Annotated in this window: 13 protein-coding genes and 1 pseudogene; 2 read left to right on the top strand and 12 right to left on the bottom strand. The window is 59.5% G+C overall.

All coding sequences use genetic code 11. The features are described 5' to 3' along the window. Positions 1 to 133 precede the first annotated feature (133 nt). Positions 134 to 1,375 (top strand): SDR family oxidoreductase, encoded by a 1,242-nt coding sequence (locus CDA63_RS16065; RefSeq protein ID WP_242434707.1) that lies wholly within the window; start codon positions 134 to 136, stop codon positions 1,373 to 1,375. A gap of 104 nt (positions 1,376 to 1,479) precedes the next feature. Here CDA63_RS16065 and CDA63_RS16060 read toward each other — a convergent pair whose 3' ends face one another. Beyond that, positions 1,480 to 2,265, bottom strand: coding sequence for a S1/P1 nuclease (locus CDA63_RS16060; protein ID WP_088465478.1), 786 nt, complete (start codon positions 2,263 to 2,265; stop codon positions 1,480 to 1,482). 157 nt (positions 2,266 to 2,422) lie between these two features. Then, a pseudogene (pckA, locus tag CDA63_RS16055) lies at positions 2,423 to 4,038 on the bottom strand (phosphoenolpyruvate carboxykinase (ATP)). Between the two features lie 252 nt (positions 4,039 to 4,290). Here pckA and CDA63_RS16050 point away from each other — a divergent pair. Further along, positions 4,291 to 5,916 carry a peptide MFS transporter gene (locus tag CDA63_RS16050; RefSeq protein ID WP_088465477.1) on the top strand — a complete coding sequence of 542 codons (1,626 nt, stop codon included), beginning with the start codon at positions 4,291 to 4,293 and terminating at the stop codon, positions 5,914 to 5,916. Between the two features lie 204 nt (positions 5,917 to 6,120). Here CDA63_RS16050 and CDA63_RS16045 read toward each other — a convergent pair whose 3' ends face one another. From CDA63_RS16045 to pabB, 10 genes are all read right to left on the bottom strand, one after another. Further along, on the bottom strand, positions 6,121 to 6,960 hold the full coding sequence (locus CDA63_RS16045) for an aldo/keto reductase (protein ID WP_088465476.1): 840 nt from the start codon (positions 6,958 to 6,960) through the stop codon (positions 6,121 to 6,123). A gap of 281 nt (positions 6,961 to 7,241) precedes the next feature. Next, a complete protein-coding gene (groL, locus tag CDA63_RS16040) occupies positions 7,242 to 8,885 on the bottom strand; it encodes a chaperonin GroEL (protein WP_088465475.1) in 1,644 nt (547 codons plus the stop codon). Between the two features lie 61 nt (positions 8,886 to 8,946). Further along, positions 8,947 to 9,237, bottom strand: a complete 291-nt coding sequence (gene groES, locus CDA63_RS16035; RefSeq protein WP_088465474.1) for a co-chaperone GroES — start codon at positions 9,235 to 9,237, stop codon at positions 8,947 to 8,949. Between the two features lie 325 nt (positions 9,238 to 9,562). Next, the gene (gene secG, locus CDA63_RS16030) at positions 9,563 to 9,937 is read right to left on the bottom strand and encodes a preprotein translocase subunit SecG (protein ID WP_088465473.1); all 375 of its coding nucleotides are present in this window, start codon (positions 9,935 to 9,937) and stop codon (positions 9,563 to 9,565) included. Then, positions 9,938 to 11,209 (bottom strand): hypothetical protein, encoded by a 1,272-nt coding sequence (locus tag CDA63_RS16025; RefSeq protein ID WP_088465472.1) that lies wholly within the window; start codon positions 11,207 to 11,209, stop codon positions 9,938 to 9,940. 134 nt (positions 11,210 to 11,343) lie between these two features. Then, entirely contained in the window at positions 11,344 to 11,802 is a 459-nt protein-coding gene (locus CDA63_RS16020) for an LptE family protein (protein WP_165768340.1), read from the bottom strand. Positions 11,803 to 11,980: 178 nt separating this feature from the next. Next, positions 11,981 to 13,306, bottom strand: a complete 1,326-nt coding sequence (locus CDA63_RS16015; protein ID WP_088465471.1) for a sigma-54 interaction domain-containing protein — start codon at positions 13,304 to 13,306, stop codon at positions 11,981 to 11,983. Between the two features lie 57 nt (positions 13,307 to 13,363). Beyond that, on the bottom strand, positions 13,364 to 13,678 hold the full coding sequence (locus CDA63_RS16010) for a hypothetical protein (RefSeq protein WP_088465470.1): 315 nt from the start codon (positions 13,676 to 13,678) through the stop codon (positions 13,364 to 13,366). Positions 13,679 to 13,727: 49 nt separating this feature from the next. Continuing rightward, positions 13,728 to 15,191 (bottom strand): tRNA (N6-isopentenyl adenosine(37)-C2)-methylthiotransferase MiaB, encoded by a 1,464-nt coding sequence (gene miaB / locus CDA63_RS16005; protein ID WP_088465469.1) that lies wholly within the window; start codon positions 15,189 to 15,191, stop codon positions 13,728 to 13,730. 357 nt (positions 15,192 to 15,548) lie between these two features. Then, the gene (gene pabB / locus CDA63_RS16000) at positions 15,549 to 16,838 is read right to left on the bottom strand and encodes an aminodeoxychorismate synthase component I (RefSeq protein WP_088465468.1); all 1,290 of its coding nucleotides are present in this window, start codon (positions 16,836 to 16,838) and stop codon (positions 15,549 to 15,551) included. Positions 16,839 to 16,881 lie beyond the last annotated feature (43 nt).

Genomic DNA, 16,881 nt, shown 5'->3' with positions numbered 1-16,881 from the left:
GCGGAAACCGAGCGGTGCGAAAGTGGCCCCGCAGGCGGCATCGTAAGCTCGGCATAACGCCTGGCCGGCTCTGCCCGTAAGAAAGAGGACATTCATCTTACGGGCCCGCGGGCCCTGTTACTCTTGTACTCTTATGAAAACCAAGCTCAAAAAACTTTCCGAACAGACTATTGTCATTACCGGCGCTTCGTCGGGCATCGGCCTGGTAACGGCCCGCCAAGCCGCCAAAGCCGGGGCCAAGCTCGTGCTGGCCGCCCGCAGCGAAAATGCCCTGCGCCAGCTCACCCAAGAACTCAGCAACCAGGGTTGCGAAGCCATCTACGTAGTGGCCGACGTCAGCAAGCAGGACGATGTGAAGCGCATCGCCCAGGAAGCTAAAAAGAAGTTCGGCAGCTTCGATACGTGGGTCAACAACGCCGGCGTGTCGATGTACGGCCAGGTGGTCGACGAATCGATTGACGATATGCGCCAGCTGTTCGAAACCAACTTCTGGGGCGTCGTCTATGGCTCGCTCGAAGCCACCCAGCACCTCAAGCACCGCGGCGGGGCCCTCATCAACGTGGGCAGCGTGCTCTCCGACGTGACGGCCATCCTGCAAACGATGTACAGCGCCAGCAAGCACGCCGTGAAAGGCTTCACCGACGGCCTGCGCACCGAGTTGGAGATGGTGGAAGCCCCCGTTTCGGTCACCCTGATCCAGCCGGCCGCCATCGATACGCCCTACCCGCTGCACGCCAAGAACTACCTGGACAAGGTGCCCCAGCATGCGCCACCCGCATACGCCCCCGAAACGGTAGCCAATGCCATTCTCAAGTGTGCCACCCAGCCCGAACGCAACGTGTTGGTGGGCGGGGCCGGCAAACTGTTCAAAGGCATGGAGCAGTGGACACCCGCGTTGCTCGACAAGTTCATGGAGAAGGCTTTCGCGCCCATGTCGAAGTCCGATGAAGACGACCACCGTAACAAGAAAAGCGGCCTCTACGAAGGCGCCGGCGAACTGAAGGAGCGCGGCAACTACCCCGGCCGCACCCGCGAGGTAAGCACCTACACTAAAGCCAAGCTCAATCCCGGCACCACTGCCGCCATCGTGGCCGGCGCTGGTTTGGCGGTAGCCGCCGTCGTAACGGGCCTCAACAAGGCCAAATCGACCAGTAAAAACGGCGTGGAAGACACTGGGAAAGGCGCCAACGGTGCCGGCCGCGACCCCCGCGCCGGCTCGGCCAAGGCCACGTCCGAAACAGCTGCCACCAGCAAAGCAACTGGCTCCGGCAACCAGCCAGCCGCGGCCGCTGCCACTTCCGGCCAGAAGAACGGGCCAACAACTGGCGCCGCGCCCAAAAAGGCTACTGGTAATCAGGGAAACGGCAAAAAATAAGCACCACAATACGCTGCTATAAAGCAACGCCCGTCTGGCAATTGCCGGACGGGTCGTTGGGGCTTTATAGCAGCGTGAAAGACTGCTCGCCGGTGGCAGAAGGGTTACCCGAAGATGCCGTTCAGCAGGCCCGCCAGGCGTACGCCCGCATCCTCGATGCGCTGGCGCATGAGCACGGCGTGGGCGGGAAAGTAATTATAGTTGACGTCGGTGCCGTCGGGGGCTTCGCGGTAGATCTGGTCGGCGGCCTGGTACGATTCCCAGAGCCACTCGGCGGGCGGCGTGGCCTGGAGGCGGCGCACTTCAGGCCGGCGCACCGCACAGTCGTACTGGCGGGCCATTTCGGTGTAGCTCAGGCCCTGGTACTCGATCAGGCCGCTATCCCAAAGGCTGTGCAGGTTAGTGTCGCGGCCCCGGTACTTGAGTTTCACGTCGTTGCCGCCCTTGTCTTCGGCGTGGCCCGCATGCAGGGGCTGGTGGATGTCGCCCACGATGTGCACCACATACTTGAGGGCTTCGAGGCGCTGGGCCTGGGGCTTGCTCTTGTCGGCCAGCACGGCCAGCTGGGTTTGCAGGGCGTTGTAGGCGTTCGGACCGGTCTGGGCCGCAAGGGCACCAAGGTACTGCTCGTGGTTGAGGCCACTGGCCGTGTTTACATAGTGCCACGGGGCCGATTCCTTGCCCTCGGGGTAGTAGCGAACTTCGTCGGGCCAGGTGCTGACCAAGGCCAGGCTCTCGGTGCCCAGCAGTTGCTGCACCCGCTCGCGGGCCTGGCGGGTAAGGTGGTGCTCGGCAATTTTACCAATGGCCCGGTGGCCATCGACGCCCCAGGCCCACAGGCTGAGCGGCGACAAAAGCAAAAACAGAAGCGGAAGCAGGCGTTGGCGCATGTAGGAGAGTGGAGAAGTCGGATGAAGACGTAAAATTAGGGGAAGAAACGGCAGGTAAAGGCAACAATGCCTGCAACCTCCTTTAAAATCGAAAAAACACCCCGCCGGTACAAAACCAGCGGGGTGTTTTCAGGTGATAAGGCTAAAGCACCTGCGCTTATGCGCCGGCGGCCACTTCGGCTTTGGGAGCACCGGCCAGAATTTCTTCGTTGGCGTACTCGGCGTACTTGCCGAAGTTCTTCACGAACTTCTCGGCCAGCGAATTGGCCGTGCGGTCGTACTCCTCGGGGTTGCTCCAGGTGTTGCGCGGGTCCAGGATTTCGGTGGGCACGCCGGGTACGCTGGCGGGTACCTCTACCCCAAAAATGGGGTGCTTGGTGAACTCCACGTCGGTCAGCTCGCCGTTGAGGGCAGCCGTAATCATGGCCCGGGTGTAGGGCAGCTTCATGCGCGAACCCGTGCCGTAGGAACCACCCGTCCAGCCCGTGTTGATGAGCCACACGTTCACGTCGGGGTTCTCGTCCATCTTCTGGCCCAGCATCTCGGCGTACTTGGTGGGGTGCAGGGGCAGGAACACGGCGCCGAAGCAGGCCGAGAATGTGGTTTGGGGCTCGGTAACGCCCATTTCGGTGCCTGCAACCTTGGCCGTGTAACCCGACATAAAGTGGTACATGGCGTGGCTCTTATCGAGCTTGCTGATGGGGGGCAACACCCCGAAGGCATCGGCCGTCAGGAAGAAGATGTTCTTGGGCGCGTCGGCCACCGAAGGTTCGATGGCGTTGTCGATGTAGTTGATCGGGTAGGCCGTGCGGGTGTTCTCGGTTACCGAGTTGTTGGCGTAGTCCACCGTGTGGGTGCCCTCAATAAAGCGCGTGTTCTCCACAATGGAGCCGAAGCGGATGGCATCCCAGATTTGGGGCTCCTTCTCGCGGCTCAGATCGATAACCTTGGCGTAGCAGCCGCCCTCAAAGTTGAAAATGCCGGCATCGGGCGTCCAGCCGTGCTCGTCGTCGCCGATCAGGCCGCGGTTGGGGTCGGCCGAAAGTGTTGTTTTGCCCGTGCCCGAAAGGCCGAAGAATACGGCCGTGTCGCCGTCGGCGCCCACGTTGGCCGAGCAGTGCATGCTCAGGGTGTTGTGCTGGTGGGGGAGCAGGTAGTTGAGGACGCCGAAAATACCCTTCTTCATCTCGCCGGCGTAGCCGGTGCCGCCAATCAGAATCATCTTCTTGGTGAAGTTGAGGATGGCGAAGTTCTTCTGGCGGGTACCGTCCACGGCCGGGTCGGCCTCAAAGCCAGGGGCGCAGATGATGCTGAAATCGGGCGTCCAGCTGGTGTCGGCACCCTCGGCGGGGCGCAGGAACATGTTGTAGCAGAACAAGTTGTGCCAGGCCAACTCGTTTACCACGCGCAGCTTCAGCTCGTAGTCGGGGTTGGCCCCGGCGTAGGCGTCGCGCACGTATATTTCCTTGTCTTCCAGGTACTTCACCATTTTGGCGTGCAACTGGTCGAACTTGTCGGCCTCGAAGGGAATGTTGATGTCGCCCCACCACACGCTGTCGGCGGTGTTGGCGTCTTTCACCACGAAGCGGTCTTTGGGCGAGCGGCCGGTAAAGACGCCGGTATCGGCCATCAGGGCCCCATTGTCGGTGAGGGTGCTTCGTTGCGGCGAAGGGCTTCCTCCACGAGGGCGGCAGGCGAAAGGTTGAGGTGAACCTGGGCAGCGCGGGAAATGCCGAGGGGGGCGAGGCGAGCGTTGGCGGCAGAATCTAGCATAAATGGCCGAAAACGGGTGGGGGTTTGGGTGGGAAATACGAGGGAATCTGGATGCAAAAATAGCGAAAAAGCTGACGAAAACCGGTAATTGACAAAATTATAGCGAAAATTCGCTATAGATTCACCGCTAACGACTTTTGAAATTGACTCCTAAGAACGGGTTTCGGGCAGATTGCGAATCTTTTGTAGTTTTACCAACCCTCGTCGGTTGCAGCCGCCGCAATTCCCTGTTCCATCCTTTAATCACCTTTCATGCACTCACCCTCCGCTGCCCAGCAGCCCGTGTCAACCTCGTCGTCGCACCCCAAGGGGCTATACGTCCTCTTCGCCACCGAAATGTGGGAGCGGTTCAGCTACTACGGCATGCGGGCCCTGCTCATTCTGTACATGACGCAGGCACTGGTGTTCGACAAGGAGTATTCCTCCCTTATCTACGGTAACTATACGAGCCTGGTGTACCTCACGCCGCTGCTCGGCGGCTACGTAGCCGACCGCTACTGGGGCAACCGCCGCTCGATTCTGGTGGGTGGCCTGATGATGGCCCTGGGGCAGTTTGCCCTGTTTTTCTCGGCCTCCATGTACACGGCCGGGCAGGCTACTGCGCCGCAAACGCAACTGCTGCTGTTCATGCTGGGCCTGGGCCTGCTGATTTTTGGTAACGGCTTTTTCAAGCCCAACATCTCCTCGATGGTAGGCTCGCTCTACCCCGTCGGCGACAACCGCATCGACTCGGCCTACACCATTTTCTACATGGGCATCAATTTGGGCGCGTTTTTCTCGCCCCTGGTGTGCGGTACGTTGGGCAACACCGGCAACCCCGAAGACTTCAAGTGGGGCTTCCTGGCCGCCGGCATCGGTATGCTGATCGGCTCGCTCACCTTCGAGCTGTTCAAGAATAAGTACGTCATCACGGCCACCGGCGAAGCCCTTGGCGCCAAGCCCGAGCAGGCCGTGGCCCACTCGCCCGTCGTGCCAGTAGGCACCGATGCCCCGGTGCGGGCCGAAACCATTGATCAGCCGGCCGGCAAAAGCTTCGCCAGCAAGCTGCCCATGCTCATCGGCCTGTTCGTGGTCGTGTACGCGCTTATTGCCTGGCTCATGAGCTACGACTGGGTGGGCGCGTTCGTGTTCGCGGCCATGATCGTGACGCCGGTAGCCGTATTGGCCGACAATTCCATCACGCCCCGCGAGCGGCAGAAAATTTACGTGATTCTGATTCTGAGCTTCTTCGTAATTTTCTTCTGGGGCGCTTTCGAGCAGGCCGGCGCTTCGCTGACCTTCTTCGCCGACGAGCAGACCGACCGGCAACTGGGCTCCTACACCGTGCCGGCCTCCTACTTCCAGTCGGCTAACGCCTTGTTCATCATCCTGTTCGCCCCAGTATTCGCCCTGATCTGGACGCTGATGGGCAAGCGCGGCATCGAGCCTTCGTCGCCGCTCAAAATGTCTATCGGACTCATGTTCCTGGCCATCGGCTACCTCATCATCGCCTTCGGCGTGAAAGGCGTCGATGCCAGCACCAAAGTGAGCATGTTCTGGCTCATCACGATGTACCTGATGCACACCTTCGGCGAGCTGTGCCTGTCGCCGATTGGCCTAGCCCTGGTAAACAAGCTGGCCCCGCTGCGCTTCGCCTCTTTACTGATGGCCGTGTGGTTCCTGGCCACAGCCGCCGGCAACAAGTTCGCCGGCGTACTGAGTGCGCTCTACCCCGAGCCCGGCAAGCCCGCGCCCAGCTTCGTGGGCTTTGAAATCACGGGCCTGTACGAGTTCTTCATGATTTTCGTATTCCTGTCGGCCGCCGCGTCGTTGGTGCTGTTCCTCATCTACCGCAAGCTCACCCAGATGATGGCCGAGCCGGTAGTTGCCGCCGCATAATGACAGCATAGAGTCATTCAACAAAAAGCCCCCGCCGGACGTTGATCCGGCGGGGTTTTTTGGTTGAATGACTCTATGATGATTTACGCAAAGCAGCTTTAACGCGAAGCTCCAGCCTCGCGTGTCGTTGCTGATGGGTAGATGATTACGTTCACCGATGCGCGAAACTCCAGCTTCGCGCTACAGATGCTTTTCGCCTGAGTTCTACTTCGGGAAAACGTCCGGGTCGGGGCCAAGGCGCTCGTGGCGGTCCAGGCCATCGATGTAGGCCAGCTCAGCCTCGGTCAGTTCGAAATCGAACACGGCGGCGTTGCTGATGATGTGCGACTGTTTCACCGATTTTGGAATCGTGACTACCCCGCGCTGCAAATCCCAGCGCACCAGAATCTGAGCCGGCGACTTGCCGTACTTTTTGGCCAAGTCGTTTACCACATCCTGCTCGAACACCTTCCCCTGCATCAGCGGCGACCAGGCTTGGTACTGAATGCTGTGCTGCCGGCAATAGGCCTGCAACTCGGGCTGCACCAGCCATGGATGAAACTCCAGCTGGTTCACCATCGGCTTCACGGTGGCCGTCGGCAGCAACTCCTCCAAGTGGTGTTGCAGGAAATTGCTGACCCCAATGGCGCGCACCCGACCGTCGGCGTACAGTTGCTCCAGCGCCCGCCAGGTATCCTGCGACTTACCGGCCACGGGCCAATGAATCAGGTACAGGTCGAGCGTTTCTAGGCCGAGGCGGTCCAGGCTGGCGTCGAAGGCCCGCAACGTGGCGTCGTAGCCCTGGTCCTCATTCCAGACTTTACTGGTGATAAACACCTCTTCGCGGGGCACGCCACTCTCCCGCACGGCCTGCCCAACGCCTTCCTCATTTTTATAGATGGAAGCGGTGTCGATATGGCGATACCCGGCCTCCAAGGCCCATTTTACGGCCTGCTGCACTTCCGCGCCGTCTTCGGCCTGCCACACGCCCAGCCCCAGATAGGGTATTTCTACGCCGTTGGCCAGCGGCCACGTTCCGGCAATATTGGTGATGTTCTTGTCCATTTTTATCGATTTAGGATTCACGCAAAAGGGTTGTAGCGCGAAGCTCCAGCTTCGCGCGTCGTTGCTGACTTCTGAACGATTATGTTCAACAATACGTGAAGCTGGAGCTTCGCGCTACAAGCTTACGGCCTCCTTTCGCCTAAGCTTTAAAATAATGACGCTTTCAACGCACAAAAAGCCCCGCCGGACCGAAATCCAGCGGGGCTTTTGTACTTAAAGCATCAGAACGGATGACGTCTGAATCAGCCTAATCAGCGCAAAAATCAGCGCCAATCAGTGATTTACATCATGCCGCCCATGCCGCCACCCATGCCGCCCATGCCGCCGGCAGCTGCGCCGCCTTTGTCGTCCTCGGGCTCATCAGAAATTACGCATTCGGTGGTCAGGAGCAGGCCGGCAATCGAAGCGGCATTCTCCAAGGCCAAGCGCGTTACCTTGGTCGGGTCCAGAATACCAGCCGACATCAGGTTTTCGTACTTGTCTTCGCGGGCGTTATAGCCGTAGTCGCCTTTGCCTTCGCGCACTTTCTGCACAACTACCGAGCCTTCGCCACCGGCGTTCTGCACGATGGTACGCAAAGGAGCCTCCAGGGCCGTGCGGATGATGTTCACGCCGGTGCGCTCATCGCCGTTGAGCGTATCAACTGCGTCCAGCGAATCGAGGGCACGCACCAGGGCAACACCGCCGCCGGGTACCACGCCTTCCTCAACGGCGGCGCGGGTGGCGTGCAGGGCATCGTCTACGCGGTCCTTCTTCTCCTTCATCTCTACTTCCGTAGAAGCACCAATGTAGAGGATGGCCACACCACCCGACAACTTGGCAAGGCGCTCCTGGAGCTTCTCCTTGTCGTAATCGGACGTCGTGGTACCGATCTGGGCCTTAATCTCGTTGATGCGGGCCGTGATGGTGGCCTTCTCACCCTTACCATTGACAATCGTGGTGTTGTCCTTGTCAATGATGATTTTCTCAGCCTGGCCGAGGTATTCCAAAGTAGCAGCGTCGAGCTTGTAGCCACGCTCTTCCGAAATCACGGTACCGCCGGTCAGTACGGCAATGTCTTCGAGCATCGCCTTACGACGGTCACCGAAACCGGGAGCCTTGACGGCCGCGATTTTCAGCGAGCCGCGCAGCTTGTTTACAACCAGCGTGGCCAAAGCCTCACCGTCTACATCTTCGGAAATGATAACTAGGGCTTTGCCGGTCTGAACAACCTGCTCCAGCACGGGCAGCAGCTCCTTCATGGTGCTCACCTTCTTGTCGTAGATGAGCACGTACGGGTTCTCGAACTCGGCCTCCATCTTCTCCGGGTTGGTCACGAAGTAAGGGGAGAGGTAACCACGGTCGAACTGCATGCCTTCCACCGTTTTTACTTCGGTTTCGGTGCCGCGGGCTTCTTCCACGGTAATCACGCCTTCCTTGCCTACTTTGTCCATGGCATCGGCAATCATCTGCCCGATTTCCATGTCGTTGTTGGCCGAAATAGCTCCTACTTGGGCAATTTCCGAGGAGTTCTCAATCTTCTTCGACTGAGCCTTCAGGTTGGCAACAACGGCCTGTACAGCCTTGTCGATGCCACGCTTCAGGTCCATGGGGTTGGCACCGGCGGCTACGTTCTTCGAGCCGGCCGCGTAGATGGCCTGGGCCAGTACAGTAGCCGTGGTGGTGCCGTCGCCGGCCTGGTCGGCCGTTTTGCTGGCTACTTCTTTCACGAGTTGGGCGCCCATGTTCTCCACAGGGTCGCTCAGCTCAATTTCCTTGGCCACGGTCACACCGTCCTTGGTGATGCTCGGGGCGCCAAATTTCTTGTCGATAACCACGTTGCGGCCTTTTGGGCCGAGGGTTACTTTCACGGCATTCGCCAGTTTGTCTACGCCGCGTTTCAGCTTGTCGCGGCCTTCGGTATCGAATTGGATGTTCTTAGCCATCTTATTTTCGGGTATTATTTAGAATTCAGAGAAAGAAAAAAGCCTGCTCGGGGAGCGGGGCTTACAGGACAGCAAAAATGTCCGACTCCTTCATAATGAGCAAATCCTGCCCATCAACAGTGATTTCGGTGCCGGCGTATTTGCCGTAAAGTACCTGGTCGCCAACTTTCACCTGCGGCTTGATGGTCGTGCCGTTGTCGGCCACTTTGCCTTCGCCTACGGCTACGACTTCGCCACGCTGGGGCTTCTCTTTGGCCGTGTCGGGAATGATGATACCCGATTTGGTTTTTTCCTCGGCGGCGGCAGGCGCGATAATAACGCGGTCAGCCAGCGGTTTGATGCTAAGCGACATATTGTACGTTTTGGTTGAAAGGTTGAATGAAACTAGAAAACTAGGTGGTGTCAGCCCTGCTACACCTTCTATGCCAGCCCGCCCAAACCTGACAGAATGGACGATTTCGGCGCATCCTCAGTCAGTTTTGCCCCCCAAACGTGTCAGCCGTGGCAGAACAAAGCCCCAAACAGCACGGATGTGGCACGGACTTCAGCCCGTAGCCCAAGTGTAGAGTGATAAAGATTAAATTCTGTACGAGAGCCTCACTCGGTTAAAAACGCCAAAAAGCCGGTGGCTTCCTCTAGGAGGAAACCACCGGCTTTCACGCCGAAAAAGGCGAAAACTAGTTGGCTGGAGCCGGTGCCGCCGGCGCACCCATTGGAGTGGTAGCTCCCGGGGTAACCGGTGCGGCGGCCGGCGCTGGCTGGGCTGGCAGGCGGGTTTCGAGCGCCTTCTGCTGGTTGATGCTGCGTACGGGGCCAGTTGGGGCCTGTCCGCCGATAACGTAAGAGCCCAGGCTGAGCACCATTAGGCCGATGGCGAAGCCCCAGGTGAGCTTTTCGAGCAGGTCGCCGGTGCGCTTTACCCCCATCATCTGGGTAGCTCCGCCCGCGCCAAACTGGCTGGAAATGCCGCCGCCTTTGGGGTTTTGGGCCAGCACAACCAAGGAGAGGAGCAGGCAAACGAGAAGAATCAGGCCAATGAGAGCGTAGTACATTTACTCGGGGGGTTGTTGCAGTTGTTGGATTTGCTCGGCAAAGTACGCCTTTTTTTCGGGCTGCCGCACCATCAGACGTTCGTAAATTTCAATGGCTTTCGCGGTTTTACCCTGCTTGACCATGATTTTGGCCAGACTCTCGGAGGCCAGGGCCGGGGCCGCATTGTTGCTGCGCACCGCCAAATCGGCCTGCTCGGTCGCCGGTAGCGGCACGCCACTGGGCGTTTTGATGCGGGGCTGCACCTTAAGAAAACGGTTGATCAGGTCGAGCGACGAGAATTTGGGCCGGGGTTGGTGGGCGCGGGCGTGGGCCAGCAGTAACGCGTCGGGCTCAAAAAAGGCCTCCAACGGTAAGTCAAGCGTGAAACCGTCGGTGCGGGACCGCAGATCGTACCCAAGCCGGCTCCCAGCCCCGAGGGCGTAGCCCAACTCAGCATCGGCCCGGAAGGGAGCCGTGATGAGGGGTGGCTGCTCGGCAGGTTCCGCTTCACCTGGCAATTCCTCCTCCTCGTCAAGCCCCGGCAGGCGGTAGCTAGAGGGAGTGGGCAAGCGCGAATCGGCCAGCCCAAACTCAAACCGAGAAATACCCGCTTCCGCCGGCGGCCGGATGGGGGGGGGCAGAGCCGGCAGCAGGTCGTTGTTAGCGGCAGCCACAGCTTTATCCGGGGTAGCCACCAACAACACTACGGGCTCATCAGCCGACGAAGAAAATTCGCCAGCGGATATGTCACCTAGTTCTTCGGCCGTCTCAGGAACCTCATTTTCTGGTCGTTCCGGCGCAGGTTCCGGCCAATTAGCCACTGCCGGGCCTGGTTCGGTTTCAGGAAATCTTGCGGGGTCCTGAGTATCGGAAGCCGCAGCCGATTCAGTGGTGGCCGGCTCAATGGCTGCTACTTCGGTGGCAGCTTCGGCTGATTCGGGCTGAGCTTGGGGAGCCGCAGGGGCAAGTGCTACCGCAAAAGCATCGGGCTCGGGAGCCGCGTCTGGCTGGGCCGCGTCTGGCAGCGTGGTTTCAGCTGGAGCGGCAGGCGACGGGGCTATGGGGTACTCCAAGAGCCGGCGCAGCAGTTCGCGGTCGGCGGCGTAGGTGGCGGCCCGGCGCAGACGCTGGCCAGCCAGCATACTACCCTGATCGTGGGCCACTTTGGCCAGCAGTAAATGCGCGGTCTGGCAGTACGGAAACGCGGCGGCTAACTGTTCCAACTCCCGAACCTCGGCTTCTGCCATGCCGTTGGCGTGATCCAGAATGTGTAAGAGCGACGCGCGGGTCATGCGATGAAGACTAAGGAGCAGCTCCGAGGCCACGGCTGGTAGCGGAGCGGATAAGCAAAAAGGCCGGGCTGTGGCAGAGCCCGCAGGGTGCAACAATACGCCAATTTAGGCATTAAACCACACGCTGAAGCCAATTACCAGTTGGCCACCGATTTGTTGAAGGCGTCGGTAATGAGGTTGCGAAACAACTCATTGAGGGCCGTGGGGTCGTTGTTGATGCTCGTGATGTCGAGGGTAGCGGGGAAGGGCCGGGCCGTTTGCAGGGTCTGCTCGAAATCCTGCTTGGGGTCTTTGGTATTCGTGAATTTCACCCGCACCTGAATTGTGAGCTGGTTGGCCCCGGCCTGGTCGATACCGTTGGTCTGCTGAATGGCGGCCGGCGCAAAATCGTAGGCAATAATCTGGCCCTCAAACTGCAAGTCACCATCGCGGGGTACCAGTTTGAGGCTGGTATTGCGCTGGAAATAATCCTTGAAATTCTCCGTGAACCGCTGCGCCAGAAACGAAGGGCCGTTGTTGGCATTATTGGCGAAGGTGGAAATGGAAATGGTCTTGACCGCCGGATCGATGTTGGTGCCGCTGAACGAGTACACGCTGCAGCCAGTAAATGAGCTGATAGCTAGTAGCTGACAGCTGATAGCTATGGTTTTTCTGGATGAAGCTGCTAACTGAGAGCCGCCAGTTAATAGCTTTTGGGCGGTAGATGTGAGCTGCTGCAGGCTTCTCCAGCAAAAAGCTAATAGCCAATAGCTAGCCGCTAATAGCTGAAAATCAGGCTTGTTCCAGGTCATACTGCTTGAGTTTGCGGTAGAGAGTGCGCTCGGAAATACCCAGGTCGTGGGCGGCGTACTTGCGCTTGTTGTTGTGCTTTTTGAGGGCCTTGATAATCATTTCCTTCTCTTTGGCCTCCAGGCTCAGGGTTTCTTCCTCCGTTTCGTGCGGAATGTCTTCCACCCGCTGCGGCTCTTCCTCATAGTCGGTGGTATCCTCCGCATGCAGGTCACGGGAGTGGAGAATGTAGTCGTTGCTGCCGCCCTCAGTTCGCATAGTCCGGCCATTTGGGCCCTCGTAGGGGGCCACGGCCATGCTGTTGCCGCTGAACAGATGGCTGTTCTGGCGCAGCAGTTCCTGGGTTTCGGTGGGGCGCTGCCCGCCTGCCAGGTCCAAGACCAGCTTTTTGAGGTCGGTCATGTCGCGGCGCATGTCGAAGAGCACCTTGTAGAGCAGGTCGCGCTCGGAGTAGTTATTGCCGGCCCCGTCGGTGGCCGTGCCAGCGGCGTGCACCAGCATGGGCAGGCGACTGGCCTGGTCGGCGGGCAGGTAGCCACGCAGGCGGCGGGCATCCACCTCGCGGTCCGTCTCCAGCACCGACATCTGCTCGGCCACGTTCTTAAGTTGGCGGATGTTGCCGGGGAAGCGGAACCGCTGCAATTCCTGGACCGCCTCGGGTGTCAGGCTGATGGGCTTGACCCGATATCGGTCGGAAAAATCAGTGGAAAACTTCCTGAACAGTAGGTAGATATCATCGCCTCTGTCACGTAATGGTGGAACCGTGATGGGCACCGTGTTGAGGCGGTAGTACAGGTCTTCGCGGAAGCGACCTTCGCGCACGGCGTCGAGCAGATTCACGTTGGTGGCGGCCACCACGCGTACGTCGGTCTTCTGCACCTTGCTCGAACCCACGCGGATAAACTCGCCATTTTCGAGCACCCGCAGCAGGCGGGCCTGGGTGCCGAGCGGCATTTCTCCGATTTCGTCGAGGAAGATAGTGCCGCCGTTGGTTACCTCGAAGTAGCCTTTGCGAGCCTCCTGGGCACCGGTAAATGAGCCCTTCTCGTGGCCAAATAGCTCCGAGTCGATGGTGCCCTCGGGAATGGCTCCGCAATTGATGGCAATGAACTGCCCGTGCTTGCGGGGCGAGAGGGCGTGGATAATCTTGGAAAACGACTCCTTGCCGGAGCCGCTTTCGCCCGTTATCAGCACCGTCATATCGGTTGGGGCCACCTGCGCCGCCACCTGAATGGCGTAATTCAGCGAGGGAGCATTACCAATGATACCGAAGCGCTGCTTTATACTCTGAATCTCTGATGGTGTCAAGGTCGGTGGGTTCTCGTAGGGTAGACGAAGGGCTAGGGTAGTTTATTTGATAAGTTATCAGGTATTCGTACGGTCGGAGAAAAATTGCTCAAAGTGCTTTCGTTTACCAAATCCGCCAGAGCTCTGTAGAAATAGAGTTTCTGGCTCATATTCACCAACTGCACCTGTTACTTCCCATTTAGGAAATAAGACACCATTGGCTGTATAGAAAGTGTAGTATTTGAAGGAAACCAGGTCGTGCTCAGCATCAAAAAATACCTGCTCAATTTCTTCCTGATTGAATACGACACCTAAAAATGCCTGAAGTTTATCAAAAGTTAACCGCAGACTTTCATCGATAAACAGAGAGCGAAAAGGAGGATATTGCTGCATAAACGGAGCGAAGGAGTGATATATTTACCGCCAAGACAGCAACTGACAACTACTCCACTGCTTCACCCAGCAGCGTATTCGTGGTGGACTCATGTACGAGTACGTCAACGTAGTCGCCCTTTTTATAGTGTTTCTTGGGGAAGATGACGACTTGGTTCTGGCTGTTGCGGCCGCTGAGGTGCTCGTCGCTGCGCTTGGAGAAGTTCTCGGCCAGCACGCGATGCACTTGGCCTACGCCGCGGGCCCCGCGCTCCTGGCTGTGCTGTCGTTGCAGGGCAATGACTTCGGCGAGGCGGCGCTTTTTCACGTCCAGGGGTACGTCGTCGGCGAGCTTGCGGGCGGCTAGCGTGCCGGGGCGCTCCGAGTAGAAGAACATGTAGGACATGTCGTAGCGCACGTATTCCATCAGGCTGAGCGTGTCCTGGTGCTCCTGTTCGGTTTCGGAGCAGAAGCCCGAAATCATGTCAGAGCTGATGGCACAGTCGTCGCCTAAGATGCGGCGGATGGCCTGTACGCGCTCCTCGTACCAGGGCCGGTCGTAGGTGCGGTTCATGAGGGCCAGCACCCGCGAATTGCCGCTCTGGGCCGGCAGATGGATGTATTTGCAGATGTTCTCGTGCCGGGCCATGGTGTGCAGCACCTCGTCGGTGATGTCCTTGGGGTGGGAGGTGGAGAAGCGCACCCGCAGCTCGGGGCTCACCAGGGCCACCTGCTCCAGCAGCTGGGCAAAGTTGACGTGCTCGGTGCCATCCTCGGAAGCCCACTTATAGGAGTCCACGTTCTGGCCCAGCAGGGTTACTTCCTTGTAGCCGGCCGCCACCAACTCGCGGGCCTCGCGCACGATGCTGTGGGCGTCGCGGCTCCGCTCGCGGCCCCTAGTGAAGGGTACTACGCAGAAGGAGCACATGTTGTCGCAGCCGCGCATGATGCTGATGAAGGCCGTAATGCCGTTGCTGTTCAGGCGCACCGGCGTGATGTCGGCATAGGTTTCCTCACGGCTCAGCAGCACGTTCACGGCCTTCTGGCCGCCATCGACCTGGGCAATAAGCTGGGGCAGGTCGCGGTAGGCGTCGGGACCAACTACGAGGTCCACGAGCTTCTCTTCCTCCAGAAAACGGGTTTTCAGACGCTCAGCCATGCAACCGAGTACGCCTACCAGCATGCCGGGCTTGCGCTTTTTGTAGCTGTTGATCTGGGAGAGGCGCATACGCACGGTCTGCTCGGCCTTCTCGCGGATGGAGCAGGTATTGAGCAGCACCAGGTCAGCCTGGTCCAGCGAATCCGTCGTATCAAACCCTTCGTCGAACAGGATGCTCGACACGATTTCGGAGTCCGAGAAGTTCATCTGGCAGCCGTAGCTCTCCAGGTAGAGCTTGCGCGAGCGGCCGGTGCGGGTGGCCGGGTTCACGCGCACCTCACCCGAGGGCTCGTGCTCGTGGGTGGCGGCGTCTACGGAAGGCGTGGGCAGGGTGGGCGTATCGAGGAAATCGAGGGTAATCAGCGGTTGGGACATGGGGAACGCCTGACAACAGGCAGCAGCTTCACGGTTCAGAGAACGGCAAAGGTAGTAGGTTTAGGGTGAAAATGACAGAATGGCAGGCGAGGAATGAGTGAATCGGTGAATGAGTGAGTTAGGGAGGACGGACGAAAAGAACAGTGTCATGCTGAGCGCAGCCGAAGCATCTCTACCGCTTCGTTGCAACGGTACGCCTCACCCCCCGGCTCCCACTCCGAAAAAGGCTAGGGGGTTCCAGTCGACAGGATTCCACTGCGGTAGATAACCCACTCCGCAACTTGGGTTAGAGATACTTCGACTCCGCTCCGAACCTGGCTCTATGCGCCACATGCTTAGCATGATACCGCTCTTCCCTTAATCACTCCCCGAGTCACTCACCACCGCCCCCAGCACATTCAAAATAGCCTTGGCCTTCAACAGGCACTCGTCGTACTCGCGCTCGGGTACCGAATCGTAGGTGATGGCCGACCCAACCTGGAAGCTGAGGTGGCCGGTATCGGCGCGGTATTGCAGGCTGCGGATGACGACGTTGAAATCGAAGTCGCCGCTGGGCCAGATGAGGCCGATGCTGCCGCTGTAGAGGCCGCGGCGGCTCCGCTCGTATTGCTCGATGAGCTGCATGGCCCGTATTTTTGGGGCCCCGGTCATGGAGCCCATCGGGAAGGCGGCCCGCAGCAAGTCTACCACATCGGTTTCGGGGCGGGCCTGGGCCGTGACGCTGGAAATCATCTGCCAGACGTGGCGGAAAGGGTAGAGGCCGAACAGCTCGGGTACCTGCACGGTGCCGGTCTGGGCCACGCGGGCCAAGTCGTTGCGGACCAGGTCCACAATCATCAGGTTCTCGGCCCGTTCCTTTTCGTCTTGTAGCAGCGTCTGGCGCTGTTGCTCGTCCTCGGCCGGTGTGGCCCCGCGCCGGATGGTGCCCTTGATGGGCTGGGACAGCAGCTCCGAACCAGTACGGCGCACAAACCGCTCGGGGGAGGCGCAGAGCAGGAAGTGGTTTTCGTGGCGCAGGAAGCCTGCGAACGGAGCCGGCGAGGCCGCATTCAGGCGTTCAAACACGTCGGCCGGGTCCAGGCGTACCTCGTCGGCCGTGAATTCCTGGCAGAGGTTAAGCTCGTAGACTTCGCCGTTGAGAATGTCTTCCTGCACCGCCTCTACGGCCCGCAGGTAGTCGGTCCGGGGCAGGCGGGCCCACAGCGTCGGCACGTTCGGTGGCGGCAGCGGGGGTAGGGGCGTGGCTTCGATGGCGGCCCGCACCCCGGCCGTGGCCCCGTGGATTTCCAGCTTGTCGGCCTGCCAGATCAGCCAGGTTTGAGGCCGAAAGAAATGCAAGTTTGGCCAGGCTAACCCACTAGGGTTGGAGCTGCTCAACGCCTCTACTTCATCCTTTACTTCATAGGTAAGAAAGCCGCAGGCCGGGGCCGTCGACTCGCCGCTGTCTGCCAGCCAGATGCGCAGTTCAGCCAGCGTGCGGGGGGCGTCGGGGGCCACTTCGGCTACGGCCAGCACCCGCCGGAACGGGCCCTGGGGGTAGGCCAGCTCATTTGATTCGAAAAGGGCGCAGTGGGCGAAACCGGCTGCCCAGCGCAGGGCGCGGGTGCGGAAATCGGGCGGCAGGTGGACAAGCGGAACGGACAGCACGGGGTAAAAGTACAGTGCGGGGAATGAGCACCGCTGGAACCAA

This window comes from Hymenobacter amundsenii, from assembly GCF_002204745.1.
Taxonomy (GTDB): Bacteria; Bacteroidota; Bacteroidia; order Cytophagales; family Hymenobacteraceae; genus Hymenobacter; species Hymenobacter amundsenii.
This window is presented reverse-complemented; position numbering and strand designations above follow the sequence as displayed.

Excerpts from the sequence above, each read along its gene's own strand:
- groES (WP_088465474.1), bottom strand. The coding sequence starts at position 9,237 with ATGTCGCTTAGCATCAAACCGCTGGCTGACCGCGTTATTATCGCGCCT.
- miaB (WP_088465469.1), bottom strand. The coding sequence starts at position 15,191 with ATGTCCCAACCGCTGATTACCCTCGATTTCCTCGATACGCCCACCCTG.
- groL (WP_088465475.1), bottom strand. The coding sequence starts at position 8,885 with ATGGCTAAGAACATCCAATTCGATACCGAAGGCCGCGACAAGCTGAAA.
- CDA63_RS16045 (WP_088465476.1), bottom strand. The coding sequence starts at position 6,960 with ATGGACAAGAACATCACCAATATTGCCGGAACGTGGCCGCTGGCCAAC.
- CDA63_RS16060 (WP_088465478.1), bottom strand. The coding sequence starts at position 2,265 with ATGCGCCAACGCCTGCTTCCGCTTCTGTTTTTGCTTTTGTCGCCGCTC.
- CDA63_RS16050 (WP_088465477.1), top strand. The coding sequence starts at position 4,291 with ATGCACTCACCCTCCGCTGCCCAGCAGCCCGTGTCAACCTCGTCGTCG.
- CDA63_RS16010 (WP_088465470.1), bottom strand. The coding sequence starts at position 13,678 with ATGCAGCAATATCCTCCTTTTCGCTCTCTGTTTATCGATGAAAGTCTG.
- CDA63_RS16065 (WP_242434707.1), top strand. The coding sequence starts at position 134 with ATGAAAACCAAGCTCAAAAAACTTTCCGAACAGACTATTGTCATTACC.
- secG (WP_088465473.1), bottom strand. The coding sequence starts at position 9,937 with ATGTACTACGCTCTCATTGGCCTGATTCTTCTCGTTTGCCTGCTCCTC.
- CDA63_RS16025 (WP_088465472.1), bottom strand. The coding sequence starts at position 11,209 with ATGACCCGCGCGTCGCTCTTACACATTCTGGATCACGCCAACGGCATG.